General features: G+C 71.8%; 13 protein-coding genes. 4 read left to right on the top strand and 9 right to left on the bottom strand.

What is annotated here, in order from left to right:
- The first annotated feature begins 29 nt into the window (after positions 1 to 29).
- Positions 30 to 1,028 (top strand): ABC transporter ATP-binding protein, encoded by a 999-nt coding sequence (locus tag SSPS47_RS25435; RefSeq protein WP_164254987.1) that lies wholly within the window; start codon positions 30 to 32, stop codon positions 1,026 to 1,028.
- Between the two features lie 196 nt (positions 1,029 to 1,224).
- Positions 1,225 to 2,238, top strand: coding sequence for an ABC transporter ATP-binding protein (locus SSPS47_RS25430; protein ID WP_147878829.1), 1,014 nt, complete (start codon positions 1,225 to 1,227; stop codon positions 2,236 to 2,238).
- 63 nt (positions 2,239 to 2,301) lie between these two features.
- Here SSPS47_RS25430 and SSPS47_RS25425 read toward each other — a convergent pair whose 3' ends face one another.
- The 9 genes from SSPS47_RS25425 to rimP all read right to left on the bottom strand — a co-directional run bounded on the left by SSPS47_RS25425 (position 2,302) and on the right by rimP (position 11,847).
- Positions 2,302 to 3,255, bottom strand: a complete 954-nt coding sequence (locus SSPS47_RS25425; protein ID WP_203557924.1) for a bifunctional riboflavin kinase/FAD synthetase — start codon at positions 3,253 to 3,255, stop codon at positions 2,302 to 2,304.
- A 579-nt stretch (positions 3,256 to 3,834) separates the two neighbouring features.
- Positions 3,835 to 3,975 carry a hypothetical protein gene (locus SSPS47_RS25420; RefSeq protein WP_203557923.1) on the bottom strand — a complete coding sequence of 47 codons (141 nt, stop codon included), beginning with the start codon at positions 3,973 to 3,975 and terminating at the stop codon, positions 3,835 to 3,837.
- A 208-nt stretch (positions 3,976 to 4,183) separates the two neighbouring features.
- The gene (gene truB, locus SSPS47_RS25415; protein WP_164253006.1) at positions 4,184 to 5,098 is read right to left on the bottom strand and encodes a tRNA pseudouridine(55) synthase TruB; all 915 of its coding nucleotides are present in this window, start codon (positions 5,096 to 5,098) and stop codon (positions 4,184 to 4,186) included.
- Positions 5,095 to 5,670, bottom strand: coding sequence for a 30S ribosome-binding factor RbfA (gene rbfA, locus SSPS47_RS25410; protein WP_239065044.1), 576 nt, complete (start codon positions 5,668 to 5,670; stop codon positions 5,095 to 5,097). Before rbfA ends, truB begins: the two co-directional genes overlap by 4 nt.
- Before the next feature lie 106 nt (positions 5,671 to 5,776).
- The gene (locus tag SSPS47_RS25405; RefSeq protein WP_164253005.1) at positions 5,777 to 6,070 is read right to left on the bottom strand and encodes a DUF503 domain-containing protein; all 294 of its coding nucleotides are present in this window, start codon (positions 6,068 to 6,070) and stop codon (positions 5,777 to 5,779) included.
- Between the two features lie 260 nt (positions 6,071 to 6,330).
- Complete coding sequence (gene infB, locus SSPS47_RS25400) at positions 6,331 to 9,453, bottom strand: translation initiation factor IF-2 (protein WP_164253004.1); 3,123 nt, start codon at positions 9,451 to 9,453, stop codon at positions 6,331 to 6,333.
- A 77-nt stretch (positions 9,454 to 9,530) separates the two neighbouring features.
- Positions 9,531 to 9,881 (bottom strand): YlxR family protein, encoded by a 351-nt coding sequence (locus SSPS47_RS25395; protein WP_147878834.1) that lies wholly within the window; start codon positions 9,879 to 9,881, stop codon positions 9,531 to 9,533.
- 425 nt (positions 9,882 to 10,306) lie between these two features.
- Complete coding sequence (gene nusA, locus SSPS47_RS25390; protein ID WP_164253003.1) at positions 10,307 to 11,347, bottom strand: transcription termination factor NusA; 1,041 nt, start codon at positions 11,345 to 11,347, stop codon at positions 10,307 to 10,309.
- A gap of 2 nt (positions 11,348 to 11,349) precedes the next feature.
- Entirely contained in the window at positions 11,350 to 11,847 is a 498-nt protein-coding gene (rimP, locus tag SSPS47_RS25385) for a ribosome maturation factor RimP (protein WP_164253002.1), read from the bottom strand.
- Between the two features lie 153 nt (positions 11,848 to 12,000).
- Between rimP and SSPS47_RS25380 the strand changes: the two genes are divergently transcribed.
- Both SSPS47_RS25380 and SSPS47_RS25375 read left to right on the top strand, forming a co-directional pair.
- Positions 12,001 to 12,606: a hypothetical protein gene (locus SSPS47_RS25380; RefSeq protein ID WP_164253001.1), complete on the top strand. Its 606-nt coding sequence runs from the start codon at positions 12,001 to 12,003 to the stop codon at positions 12,604 to 12,606.
- Complete coding sequence (locus tag SSPS47_RS25375) at positions 12,603 to 13,028, top strand: ferritin-like domain-containing protein (RefSeq protein WP_164253000.1); 426 nt, start codon at positions 12,603 to 12,605, stop codon at positions 13,026 to 13,028. Before SSPS47_RS25380 ends, SSPS47_RS25375 begins: the two co-directional genes overlap by 4 nt.
- Positions 13,029 to 13,040: the final 12 nt, after the last annotated feature.

Raw genomic sequence — 13,040 nt, 5'->3', positions numbered from 1 at the left:
CGGGGGCGCGGACGAGGCCGGCGTCGAGTCTGCTGGAGATCAAGGATTTGCGGGTCACGTACGGTACGGGGCCCTCTGCCGTCCCCGCCGTACGGGGCGTCGACCTCGTCCTCGAGTCGGGCCGCAAGCTCGGCATCGCGGGCGAGTCCGGCTGCGGCAAGTCCACACTGGCGCTGGCCCTGCTGCGACTGCTGCCCCCGTCCGCGAAGCTCACCGGCCAGGTCCTGCTCGACGGTGAGGACGTCCTCACCATGAAGTGGGGCAGGCTGCGCGCCGTGCGCTGGGCCGGGGCCTCGATCGTCTTCCAGGGCGCCATGCACTCGCTCAACGCCGTGCACCGTATCGGCGACCAGATCGCCGAACCCGTGCTACTGCACCGCGGCGCGACGCCCGCCGCCGCGCGCAGGCGCACCGTGGAACTGCTGGAACAGGTCGGACTGCCGGCCTCCCGCGCCGACGCCTATCCGCACGAACTGTCCGGCGGGCAACGGCAGCGCGTGATGATCGCGATGGCGCTGGCCTGTGATCCCCGGCTCATCGTCGCTGACGAACCGACGACGGCACTCGACATGATGATCCAGGCCCAAATCCTGCGACTCATTGAGCAGTTGGTCGCCGATCAGGACATCAGCCTGCTGATGATCAGCCACGACCTGGCGGTGCTCTCCGACACCTGCGACCGGCTCGCGGTGATGTACGCGGGGCGGATCGTCGAGGAGGGGCCGGCGAAGGCGGTGTACGACGCCGCCGAGCACCCGTACGGGCGGGCGCTCTCCGCGGCGTTCCCCAGGATCGGGGACCTCGCCGCGCGGCGCGCGCCGCGCGGTCTGCCGGGCGATCCGCCCGACCCCTCGTCGCTGCCGTCGGGCTGTACGTTCCATCCGCGCTGCCCCGTCGCGCTGGAGGAGTGCGCGCGGGAGGACCAGCCGCTGCGGGATGCCGGGCCGGGTCGGCACGCGGCGTGCGTCCGCGTGGGTGCGGCCGTACCCGCGCAGTTGTCCGCGGCGCCCACGGAACCTCGCCCATGACGTCCCCACGCCCCGACGGGGCGGTCTGCCCGGTGCCCCCGTCGGCGGGGCGCGCGGCGTACGGGGCCGTGGACGGCACCGTACAGGGCGGCGGGGCCCGGTGCCCGCAGACGGCACGGTCGACCGCGCGGTCGGCGCCCTGCCCGCCCCGTCCCGCTCGTACGGCCGCCGGGCGGCCACCCCTCAGGAGCCAGTCATGACGACCACGCCCACGCCTCTGCTGTCGGCCACGGGGCTGCATGTCACGTTCCCCGGGCGGCGCGGCGCCCCGACGGCGCGGGCCGTCGACGGTGTCGATCTCGACATCGGCGGCGGCGAGATCGTCGCCCTCGTCGGCGAATCCGGCTGTGGCAAGACCACGCTGGCGCGGACCCTGCTCGGTCTGCTGCCGCCGACGACGGGTGGCATCACGTTCGGCGGAGCACCCCTCGGCTACCAGTCCGCCGCCCTCAAGGCGTACCGCAAGCGCGTCCAGCTGGTGCTCCAGGACCCGAGCGGTTCGCTGAACCCGCGGCACACGGTGTACGACGCGGTGGCCGAGGGGCTGCGCATCCACCGGTACAAGGGCGACGAACGCGAGGCCGTCGCCGAGGCGCTGTCCCTCGCCGGGCTCCGGCCGCCTGAGCGGTTCTTCCTGCGCTATCCGCACGAGCTGTCGGGCGGCCAGCGGCAGCGCGTCGTCATCGCGGGCGCGCTGGTCCTGAAGCCCGAACTGATCGTCGCCGACGAGCCCGTGGCGTCGCTGGACGCCTCCGTACGGGGCGAGATCCTGGCACTGCTGCTGTCGCTCCGCGACGAACTCGGGCTGTCCGCCCTGGTCGTGACACACGACCTGGGGCTCGCGTGGAACATCGCCGACCGGGTCGCCGTGATGTACCTGGGGCGGATCGTCGAGACGGGGCCGGTCGAGCAGGTACTGACATCCCCGCAACACCCGTACACACAGGCGCTGTTGTCGGTACTGCCGGAGTCCGGGGCAGAACCGGTCGTGCTGGCCGGCGAGCCGCCGGACCCGTCACGTATCCCGGGCGGCTGCCGTTTCCACGCGCGGTGCCAGATTCTGGCCTCAGGTGAGGCGGACCGCTCCGGCGTCGCCACCAAGTGCCGCACGGAGGCCCTGCCGATACTGACGGGCGGTGACACCACCCAGGTCGCCTGTCACTGGGCCGCGGCCGCCCCCGCCGCCGCGGAGAGCGAAAAGGTGCTCTGAGCCACGGGCGGTGCGTCCCCAACTCGGCCATACGGTGCCCGAGTTGGGGTCACATCGTGTCCGTCAGCGGGCGTCGTACGCGGCGACGAGGTCGCGCGAGCGCCTCACGTCGTCGGCGATGGCTTCGAGCAGTGCCTCGATCGAGTCGAACGTCCGCTGGGCCCGGACGTAGGACAGGAAGTCCACCGCGACGTGGAGCCCGTACAGGTCGAGCCCCACACGGTCGATGGCGTACGCCTCCACCGTTCGCTCCGTGCCGTTGAACTGCGGGTTCGTACCGACCGAGATCGCCGCCGGCATCCGCTCGCCATCGGCCGTCAGCCAGCCCGCGTACACGCCGTCCGCCGGGATCGCGGTGTGCGGCAGCGTCTCCACATTGGCCGTCGGGTAGCCGAGCTCACGCCCGCGCTGCGCGCCGCGCACCACGATGCCCTCGACCCGGTGCGGCCTGCCCAGGATCTCCGCCGCGCCCGCGACGTCACCCGAGGCGATCAGCCGCCGGGTCAGGGTCGACGAGAAGGGCTCACCACCGCCCGCCGCACCGCTCACGTAAAGGTCGTTGACCTCGACCTCGTAGTCGTACGTCGCCCCCAGCTCGGCCAGGAAGGCGACGTTGCCGGCCGCCCGATGGCCGAAGCGGAAGTTCGGCCCCTCGATGACCGCGCGCGCGTGCAGCTTGTCGACCAGCACCTTCACGATGAAGTCGGCGGGCGACAGCTTCGAGAATTCGACCGTGAACGGCAGGACGAGCACCGCGTCCACACCCAGCTCCGCCATCAGCTCGCCCCGCCGGTGGTGCGGCGCCAGCAGCGGCGGATGGGTCCCGGGCCTGACGACCTCGCTGGGGTGTGGGTCGAACGTCACGACCACCGAGGGAATCCCCAGTTCCCGAGCCCGCTCGACGGTGCGGCCGATGACCAGTTGGTGTCCGCGGTGCACACCGTCGTAGGAGCCGATGGTGACGACGCTGCGTCCCCAGTCCTGGGGGATGTCCTCCAAGCCGCGCCAGCGCTGCACTGTGACCGCTCTCCTCGCCCGAACCTGTGTACGTGAATGCCTCTTACGCAGGTCTAAGACTGCCATGCCCGTGGCTTTTGACCCGCATCGGTATCGGGGTACCGAGCGACATGAGGGGCTTGCCCGCGCTCGGCCCGACCACCGTCGCCCGTTGGACCGGATCCTCGGCCGACCACGCCGCCACAAGTCAGCCGAATCCGGGCATCTCACGGCCGAGAACAACCAGGCGCCGGCCGAAGCGAGTGGCCCCGTCGGAGGTGGCGGCAAACAGCAGCCCGGCGCGGAGCACAGGGTCGCGGGTACGGGCCTCGGCGCTCGTTCTGCGGACCGGGCGGCGACGACCCGCAACAGGGCGTCCGGCACCGGAGCCAGGGTCGTACGCACTTCGACGGGGCGGTGCGGGATCAGCCCCGTCACAAGAGGCAGCGGCGCCGCTCTGGCGGCCGGCCCGTGCTCCGGCCGACGGGCGACGAACCGGGCGGTGCGACCGGCCGCCGTAGGCCCTTGGGACGTCGTCCTCACCGACAAGTGCCGCGACGTGATGGGTGAGTTGGGACACCCGGATCTCGGCGAGCGCGGTCAGCGGCCCCGTGGAACCGCCGTGGCGACGAGCGCCTCTGTGAGGTCGTCGACGGCGAGGTGCCGCCGCGAGTGCGGCAGTGCCTGCGCGGCGGCGGCCACCGTCGGGCGTACGGCCACGGCGGGCAGCCCCGTGGGCAACGGGCACTCATCGGTGAACCAGCGGCACAGCAGAGGCTGTACCACGCGAGGCGAAGGCCCCCCGTGCACCCACCCCTCACTCCGAGCGCCCGGCCGATGGGGTGAATCCCACTGAGCGTGCGGACAGACCTCCTGGGAGGGGGATCGTGGAGCGGGCAGGCCGTCGTGCCCGCTCCACGGTGAAGTCCCCGCGGGAACGAACGTCCGATCAGCCGAAGACGGCCAGGCTCTTCGCCTTGCCGCCCTGTTCCTCCACCAGCGCGAGGAACCGCCCGTCGGGCCCGAACGCGGCCACGGGCCCGGAACGGGCCGCCCCGTCACGACGCACCGGCATGTCCAGCCGTACGCCGTTGAGCAGCAGCTTCGCGCGCTTCTCGTCGACGTCCCAGCGCGCGAAGGCGGTCGCGGCGGCGTCGGCCACCGGCATGACGGTCAGCCGCTCCTGGTGCTGGTCGAGCGTCCTCGCCTCGTCGATGCCGTACGGACCCACCCGGGTCCTGCGCAGCGCCGTGAGATGCCCCCCGACGCCGAGTCCCGCCCCGAGGTCGCGTGCGAGGGCCCGGATGTACGTACCGGAGGAGCAGACGACCGACACGACCAGGTCGACCACGGGGGTACCGTCCTCGGCGACGTCGGGGCGGACGTCGTACACCTTGAACGAGGAGATCGTCACCGGCCGCGCCGGGATCTCGAAGTCCTCGCCGCCCCGTACGCGCGCGTACGACCGCTTCCCGTCGATCTTGATGGCACTGACCTTGGACGGCACCTGCATGATCGCGCCGCTGAGAGCGGCCACCCCGGCGTCGATTCCCTCACGGGTGACCCCGGACGCGTCGGTGGACGAGGTGATCTCGCCCTCCGCGTCGTCGGTGACGGTGTCCTGCCCCAGCCTGATGGTGCCGAGGTACTCCTTCTCGGTCAGGGCGAGGTGCCCCAGCAGTTTGGTGGCCCGTTCCACGCCGAGAACGAGGACGCCCGTCGCCATGGGATCGAGCGTGCCCGCGTGACCGACGCGGCGGGTCTTGGCGATACCGCGCATCTTGGCCACGACGTCGTGCGAAGTGAAGCCCGACGGCTTGTCCACGATGACAAGACCGTCGGGCGTGGGGAGTCGCTGTGTCATTTAGCGGCGGCACCGTCCGTGTCGTCGCCGACCGGGGCGACGCCGCCCTCGTCCGCCTTGGCCACGCCGTCCTCGCCGGCCCCCGAGGGGGACCCGGAGCCAGTTCCGGAGGCAGCCTGGCCGTCGGCCTCGGCGTCCTCCTCGTAACCCTCGTCACCGGGCTTGCGGTAAGGGTCGGCCTCGCCCGCGTAGGTCTTACCGGTCGACACCTCACGCACCTCGGCGTCCTTGGCGCGCGCCTTGTCGAGGAGGTCCTCGATGGTGCGGGCGTTGTCCGGCAGGGCGTCCGGGACGAACGCCAGCGTCGGCGTGAACCGGACACCGGTCTGGCGACCCACCTCGGACCGCAGGACGCCCTTGGCGCTCTCCAGGGCGGCGGCGGACGCCGCACGCTCCTCGTCGTCGCCGTAGACCGTGTAGAAGACCGTGGCCTCCCGCAGGTCGCCGGTGACCCGGGCGTCCGTGATGGTCACGAAGCCCAGTCGCGGATCCTTGATACGCCGGTCCAGGGTCTCCGCGACCACGACCTGGATGCGGTCGGCCAGCTTGCGGGCCCGCGCGTTGTCGGTCACCGGTCCGTCACTCTTCCTTCTGGGTTTCTTGTCTGCTGCTGTTGCTGCCGCGACCGTCCGGCCGTCCCCGACCGGGACGATCGGGTGCGGCCGACTCGTCGTCGGCTCAGTCGTCGTCCCCGTGCAGCCGCCGCCGTACCGACAGCAACTCCACCTCCGGACGGCCGGCGACCATGCGCTCGCACCGGTCCAGGACGTCCCTCAGATGCACCGTGTCCCCGGACACCACCGCCAGGCCGATCTCGGCCCTGCGATGAAGACCCTGGTCACCGGTCTCCGCCACACTCACCGCGAACTTCCGCTGGAGTTCGGCGACGATCGGCCGGACGATCGAGCGTTTCTCCTTCAACGACCGTACGTCGCCGAGGAGCAGGTCGAAGGACAGTGTCCCCACATACATGTGTATCCGGATGTCCCGCCGGTACGGGTTCGGGCCCGCCAGCGCTTGGCAGGGGCACATAAACCGTACACGGAACGTCCGGGGCCGATCGACGGAATAAGCACCGTCGACCGGCCCCGGACCGGCGATGCCGCCCGAGCGGGGCCCGGGCGGCATCGGCGCACCGCGTGCCATGTCGCGTGACGTCGGTCAGGACGTCGGTCACGCGACGGCGCACCGTCCGCCGTACGGCTGTGTCAGCCGTACGGCGGCGGTACGCGTCAGCCGCGCGGCTTCTCGCGCATCTCGTACGTCGCGATGACGTCGTCGATCTTGATGTCGTTGAAGTTCCCGAGGTTGATACCGCCCTCGAAGCCTTCGCGGATCTCGGTGACATCGTCCTTGAAGCGGCGCAGACCCTGGATGTTGAGGTCCTCCGCGATGACCTTGCCGTCGCGGACGAGCCGGGCCTTCGTGTTGCGCTTGACCTCGCCGGACCGGATGAGAACACCCGCGATGTTGCCGAGCTTGGACGAGCGGAAGACCTCGCGGATCTCCGCCGTACCGAGCTCGATCTCCTCGTACTCCGGCTTGAGCATGCCCTTGAGGGCCGCTTCGATCTCCTCGATGGCCTGGTAGATCACCGAGTAGTAGCGGACGTCGACACCCTCGCGGTCGGCCATCTGCGAGGCACGCCCTGCGGCGCGCACGTTGAAGCCGATGACGATGGCGTCGGAGCCCATCGCCAGGTCGATGTCGGACTCCGTGACCGCACCGACGCCGCGGTGCAGGACCCGGATGTCGACCTCTTCACCGACGTCGAGCTGGAGCAGCGAGGACTCGAGGGCCTCCACCGAACCGGACGCGTCGCCCTTGATGATGAGGTTGAGTTCCTGTACCAGGCCGGCCTTGAGGGCCTCGTCCAGGTTCTCCAGGGAGAACCGGACGCCCTTGCGGGCGAAGGCCGCGTTCCGCTCGCGGGCGGCACGCTTCTCGGCGATCTGCCGCGCGGTGCGGTCCTCGTCGACGACCAGGAAGTTGTCGCCGGCGCCGGGGACGTTGGTGAGTCCCAGGACCAGGACGGGGGTCGCGGGACCCGCTTCCTGGACGTTGTTGCCGTTGTCGTCGAGCATCGCCCGGACACGGCCGTACGCGTCACCGGCGACCATCGTGTCGCCGACGCGCAGCGTGCCGCGCTGGACGAGCACGGTGGCGACGGCGCCGCGACCGCGGTCGAGGTGCGCCTCGATGGCGATGCCCTGCGCGTCCTGCTCCGGGTTGGCCCGGAGGTCGAGCGAGGCGTCCGCCGTGAGGACCACGGCCTCCAGCAGGCTGTCGATGTGCAGACCCTGCTTGGCGGAGATGTCGACGAACATGGTGTCGCCGCCGTACTCCTCGGCCACGAGGCCGTACTCGGTCAGCTGACCGCGCACCTTGGTCGGGTCCGCGCCCTCGACGTCGATCTTGTTGACCGCGACCACGATCGGCACGTCGGCCGCCTTGGCGTGGTTCAGCGCCTCGATCGTCTGGGGCATCACACCGTCGTTCGCCGCCACCACGAGGATCGCGATGTCGGTGGACTTGGCACCACGGGCACGCATGGCGGTGAACGCCTCGTGACCCGGGGTGTCGATGAAGGTGATCCTGCGCTCTTCGTCGTTGACCTCGGTGGCGACCTGGTACGCGCCGATGTGCTGCGTGATACCGCCGGCCTCGCCCGCGACGACGTTCGTCTTACGGATGGCGTCGAGGAGCCGGGTCTTACCGTGGTCGACGTGACCCATGACGGTCACGACCGGCGGACGCGCGACGAGGAACTCCTCGCCGCCCTCGTCCTCGCCGAACTCGATGTCGAAGGACTCGAGAAGCTCGCGGTCCTCCTCCTCCGGGCTGACGATCTCGACGACGTAGTTCATCTCGCCGGCGAGCACGTGCAGGGTCTCGTCGGAGACGGACTGCGTGGCGGTGACCATCTCGCCGAGGTTCATCATCACGGCGACGAGCGACGCCGGGTTGGCGTTGATCTTCTCCGCGAAGTCGGTGAGAGACGCACCGCGCGACAGCCGGACGACCTGTCCCTGGCCACGCGGCAGCATCACGCCGCCTACCGACGGGGCCTGCATGGCCTCGTACTCCTGGCGCCTCTGCCGCTTCGACTTACGGCCACGACGGGCCGGTCCGCCGGGACGGCCGAACGCGCCCTGTGTGCCACCACGGCCGCCGGGACCACCCGGACGTCCGCCGAAACCGGGACGGCCACCGCCGCCGAAACCGCCACCACCGGGACGACCCGGAGCACCGCCGCCGCCACCGGGACGACCGGCGAAGCCACCGCCGCCACCGCCACCGGGACGACCGGCGAAACCGCCGCCGCCACCGGGACGACCGCCGCCACCGCCGCCGGCGGGCCGACCGGCCCCACCGGGACCACGGCCTCCGCCGGGGCCACCGCCGGGACGCGGACCCGCGGCGGGACGCTGCGGCATCATGCCCGGGTTCGGACGGTTACCGGCGGGAGCGCCGCCGGGACGCGGGGACTGCGGACGAGGCATACCACCGGGACTGGGGCGACCGCCCTGACCACCGGCACCGGCCTGCGGACGGGGACCGCCCTGACCGGCGCCCTGCGGACGCGGACCACCAGGCGCACCGGCACCGCCGGGACGCGGGGCGCCACCCGGACGGGGCGCCTGCGGGCGCGCCATTCCGGTGGAGCCACCCGAGGTGAAGGGGTTGTTGCCCGGACGGGGACCGGCCGGACGAGCACCCGGGCGGGCGCCCTGTCCCGCGGGACGCGCGGGGCGCTCGCCACCGCGGCCGCCGTCACGGCCGCCGTCGCGCTGACCGCCGGACGGAGCCGGACGGGCGGCCGGACCACCGGTGGGGCGGGGCCCCGGGGTGGCCGAACCGGGGCGCGGGGACGCCGGGGACTGCGGGGCCTGGGGCGCCGCCGGCTGGGCCGGGGCCGGGGCCGAGAACTCGGCCGCGGGCACCGGAGCCGGCGCGGGCTTCGACGCCGCGGGCTTCGGACCGGGACGCGGGCCGGAGGCGGGCGTCGCGGCCGGAGCCGGAGAGGAAGGGGTGCTGCTCTGCGGCGCCTCGGCGGCGGCCGGCTTGGGGGCCGGGACACCGGGCTTGGGAGCAGCCGGACGTGCCGCCTGCGCCTGGGAGGGCGCGGCGGGCTTGGCGGGGGTCGCCTTACGCGGCGCCCCGGGCTTCGCGGCGGGCTTGGCGGCGTTGCCGCCGGGGCCCTGCAAAGCGTCAGTCAATTTGCGTACGACCGGCGCCTCGATCGTCGACGACGCCGAACGGACGAATTCACCGAGTTCTTGGAGCTTGGCCATGACGACCTTGCTCTCCACACCGAACTCCTTGGCGAGTTCGTATACCCGGACCTTAGCCACTTCGCTCCTTTTAGGTCCGGGTTACCGCCGGACCGTCGCTACTTCATGGGCGTACTCATCGCGTACTCATCGAGTGCTCATCGCAATCTCGACCTACTTCCAACTCGCGAGGTACCTGAATCGCACGGGGTTCCGTGCCGTACGTGTTCGTGCGTTGCTGCCTGCTCGACGTATCGGAGCAGTTCCGCGCTGTCGAGCGGTCCCTTGACCCTGAAGGCCCGGGGAAACGCCCGGCGGCGGACCGCCTGATCGAGACAGAACGAGGCGGGGTGCACATAAGCGCCCCGGCCGGGCAGCGTACCGCGTGGATCAGGGAGGCAAGCACCCTCGACCACCACGATGCGCAGCAGATCGTTCTTGGCCGCTCGCTCCCGGCATCCCACGCAGGTTCGCTCAGGGCAGGCGCGGGCGTGCGTCCGGCCAGACATCCTTAAGTCTACCTCCCCGTGTCGGCCTCACCCCTTTGGGGCAATGGTCGAACACTTGCTGGCCAAAAAGACTCGGTTGATCTCCGCGCCGTCCGTCGTCACACGTCGCCGCACGTCGCGGGCGGGGGCGGGCTCGGGCGGCGCCGGTCCACCACGATCGACCGGGGCCGCCGGTGGCCGACATCGGGCGTCCGATGGCCGGATGCGGTGCACCCGGCGGACGGCGCCCCGGATGACGGCGCCCCGACGTGGCGCGGTGTACGTGCCGTACGGGGCCGATCTCCGCGCCGTAGCTGGACGGACCCCGCACCGTTCGGGACGAACCCCGCACCGTACGGCGGCGTACGGCGCGGGCTCCCGCCCCGTACGTGGCTCTGTCGGTCCGCCTCGCGCGCGCCGGTCCCCGGTGCCGCCTTGGCGCCGTGTCAGCCCACGTCGCCGCGCGGCGGCCGACCCGCGGCCGCCCCGGTGTCGTCCGCCCCGTCGGTCTGCTCCGTGTCCGGCCGGATGTCGATGCGCCAGCCGGTGAGGCGGGCGGCCAGGCGGGCGTTCTGCCCTTCCTTGCCGATCGCCAGCGACAGCTGGTAGTCCGGCACCGTCACCCGCGCGGAACGGGCGCCGAGGTCGACGACCTCGACCTTGCTGACGCGGGCCGGCGACAGCGCGTTGGCGACCATCTCGGCCGGGTCGTCCGACCAGTCGACGATGTCGATCTTCTCGCCGTGCAGCTCCGCCATCACGTTGCGCACCCGCGACCCCATGGGGCCGATGCAGGCGCCCTTGGGGTTGAGGCCGGAGCGGGTGGACCGTACGGCGATCTTGGTGCGGTGACCCGCCTCACGGGCGATCGCGCAGATCTCCACGGAGCCGTCCGCGATCTCCGGGACCTCCAGCTCGAAGAGCTTCTTCACGAGGTTGGGGTGAGTACGCGACAGGGTTACCGAGGGGCCCCGTACGCCCTTGGCCACGCGGACCACGAACGTACGCAGCCGCAGACCGTGTGTGTACTCCTCGCCCGGCACCTGCTCCTGCACCGGGAGGATGGCCTCCAGCTTGTCGTCCAGCCGCACCAGGACGTTCCTGGGGTCCTTGCCCTGCTGGACCTGGCCGGCGACGATGTCGCCCTCACGGCGCGCGTACTCGCCGAACGTCACGTCGTTCTCGGCGTCCCGCAGCCGCTGCTGGATGACCTGACGCGCCGTCGTGGCGGCGATACGGCCGAAGTCCGACGGGGTGTCGTCGAACTCCTTCGCCTCCTGGCCCTCCTCCAGCTCGGAGGGGTCCTCCTTGGCCCACACCGTTACGTGACCGTTGTCGCGGCTGAGCACGACACGGGCGAGACGGCGACTCCCCTCGGTGCGGTGGTAGGCGATGAGGAGGGCGGATTCGATCGCTTCGACCAGCAGGTCGAACGGGATCTCCTTCTCTTGTGCCAAGCCCTTCAGGAGCTTTACGTCGATGTCCATGGCTACGCCTCCTCTTCCTTCTTGTCCTTGCGGTTGAACTCGAGCTCCACGCGCGCCTTGGCGATCGACGCGAACTCGACCCGGCGGGCGGTCGGCTTGCGCCCCTTCACACCCGGCACTTCGAGGTCGAGTCCTTCCTCGTCCACCGCGAGGACACGGGCCACGAATTCGTCGCCCTCATGAGGCTGGATCTTCGCCAGACGGCCGACGGCGCGTACGTAGTGACGGCGCTCGGTCAGCGGGCGGTCGGCTCCCGGGGAGGTCACTTCGAGCTGGTACTCGTCCTCGCCCATCACATCGGTCTCGTCGAGAGCCGTGGAGATGGTGCGGCTCAGCTCGGCGCACGCGTCCAGGTCCACGCCGTCGTCGGAGTCGACCACGATCCTCAGCACACGACGCCGGCCCGCCCGGGACACCTCGATCTCTTCGAGATCCAGGCCGTTCGCGCAGACGAGCGGTTCCAGCAGTCCGCGCAGCCTCTCGCTGTGGGTGGTGCTCATCCGGGTGACTCCTCGGCCGCGTGTGTGCTGTTGTGGGATCGTCGCGTGTCAGGGAAAGGGTATCCGGTCGCGGGGGGTGTTGCCGTCCACCTGCGGCTGACGCGCAGGTACGCTCGCCTGCGGTGATCACTGCGAGGCCCGAGGGAGACACGCGTGGGGCGCACGGGGACGACACGTAGGGGTGCGCTCTTGGCGGTCGGCGCCGCGGCGGGGGGTCTGCTGACCGCCTGTACCGACGGCGACGACGACGGATCAAGGGACCCGACGAGCGCGGCGGCCGTCCGGGCCGCGAAAGCGCTACGGGTGAAGTCCGCAGGCACGAGCCGCGAACTCCTGCGGCAGTACGACGCCGTGCTCGCGCGGCATCCTGATCAGGCCACGCGGCTGACGCCGCTGCGGGGCGCCGTCGCACGTCATGTGACCGCGCTGTCGCCTCCGCAGCCTTCCAAGAAGAAGGACGGGTCGGCGAAGCCGTCCCCCTCGTCGTCCGCTTCCTCTGCTCCCTCCGCCCCGTCGTCGGCCCCGTCTCTCGGGACGGCCGCCGGGGACACCGGGGACGGGGCCTCCGGTCCGGCGCCGTCCGTCCCCGCGGACCCCGGCGCGGCGCTCAGGGAGCTGGCCGCCGCCGAGCGCCGTGCCTCCGACGCGCACGCCGACGCGCTCGTTCACGCCCCGCCGGAACTCGCCCGTCTGCTGGCCTCCCTCGCCGCCGCCGACGCCGCCCACGCGTACCTGCTGACGGAAGGATTCTCCTCGTGAGCAGCGACCGCGCGCTGGACGCCGCCCGGGCGGCCCTCGCCGCCGAACACGCCGCGGTGTACGGGTACGGGGTCGTCGGCGGCCGTGTCGGCGACGAACGCCGCGGCGAGGCGACGACCGCGTACGACGCGCACCGCGCCCGGCGTGACAGTCTGGCGCGTACGGTGCGCGATCTCGGCGGGAAGCCGGTGGCGGCCGCCGCGGCGTACGCCCTGCCCTTCGAAGTGCCCGACGCCGCCGCCGCCATAAAGCTCGCCGCCGATCTGGAGGACCGGATCGCGGGGGTCTACTCCGACCTCGTACGGGCCGCGGAGGGGCCGCTGCGCCAGGACGCCGCCGGGGCGCTGCGCGAGGCGGCGGTGCGGGCGGTGCGCTGGCGGGGCAGCGGCGTAGCCTTTCCTGGGCTCGCCGAGCGTCTGTGAGCCCGAACCACA

Source organism: Streptomyces sp. S4.7, from assembly GCF_010384365.1.
GTDB lineage: Bacteria > Actinomycetota > Actinomycetes > Streptomycetales > Streptomycetaceae > Streptomyces.
This window is presented reverse-complemented; position numbering and strand designations above follow the sequence as displayed.

Bases quoted from the DNA above. Each gene is read 5' to 3' on its own strand.
- SSPS47_RS25430 (WP_147878829.1), top strand. From the start codon at position 1,225: ATGACGACCACGCCCACGCCTCTGCTGTCGGCCACGGGGCTGCATGTC.
- truB (WP_164253006.1), bottom strand. From the start codon at position 5,098: ATGACACAGCGACTCCCCACGCCCGACGGTCTTGTCATCGTGGACAAG.
- SSPS47_RS25405 (WP_164253005.1), bottom strand. From the start codon at position 6,070: ATGTATGTGGGGACACTGTCCTTCGACCTGCTCCTCGGCGACGTACGG.
- SSPS47_RS25395 (WP_147878834.1), bottom strand. From the start codon at position 9,881: ATGTCTGGCCGGACGCACGCCCGCGCCTGCCCTGAGCGAACCTGCGTG.
- nusA (WP_164253003.1), bottom strand. From the start codon at position 11,347: ATGGACATCGACGTAAAGCTCCTGAAGGGCTTGGCACAAGAGAAGGAG.
- rimP (WP_164253002.1), bottom strand. From the start codon at position 11,847: ATGAGCACCACCCACAGCGAGAGGCTGCGCGGACTGCTGGAACCGCTC.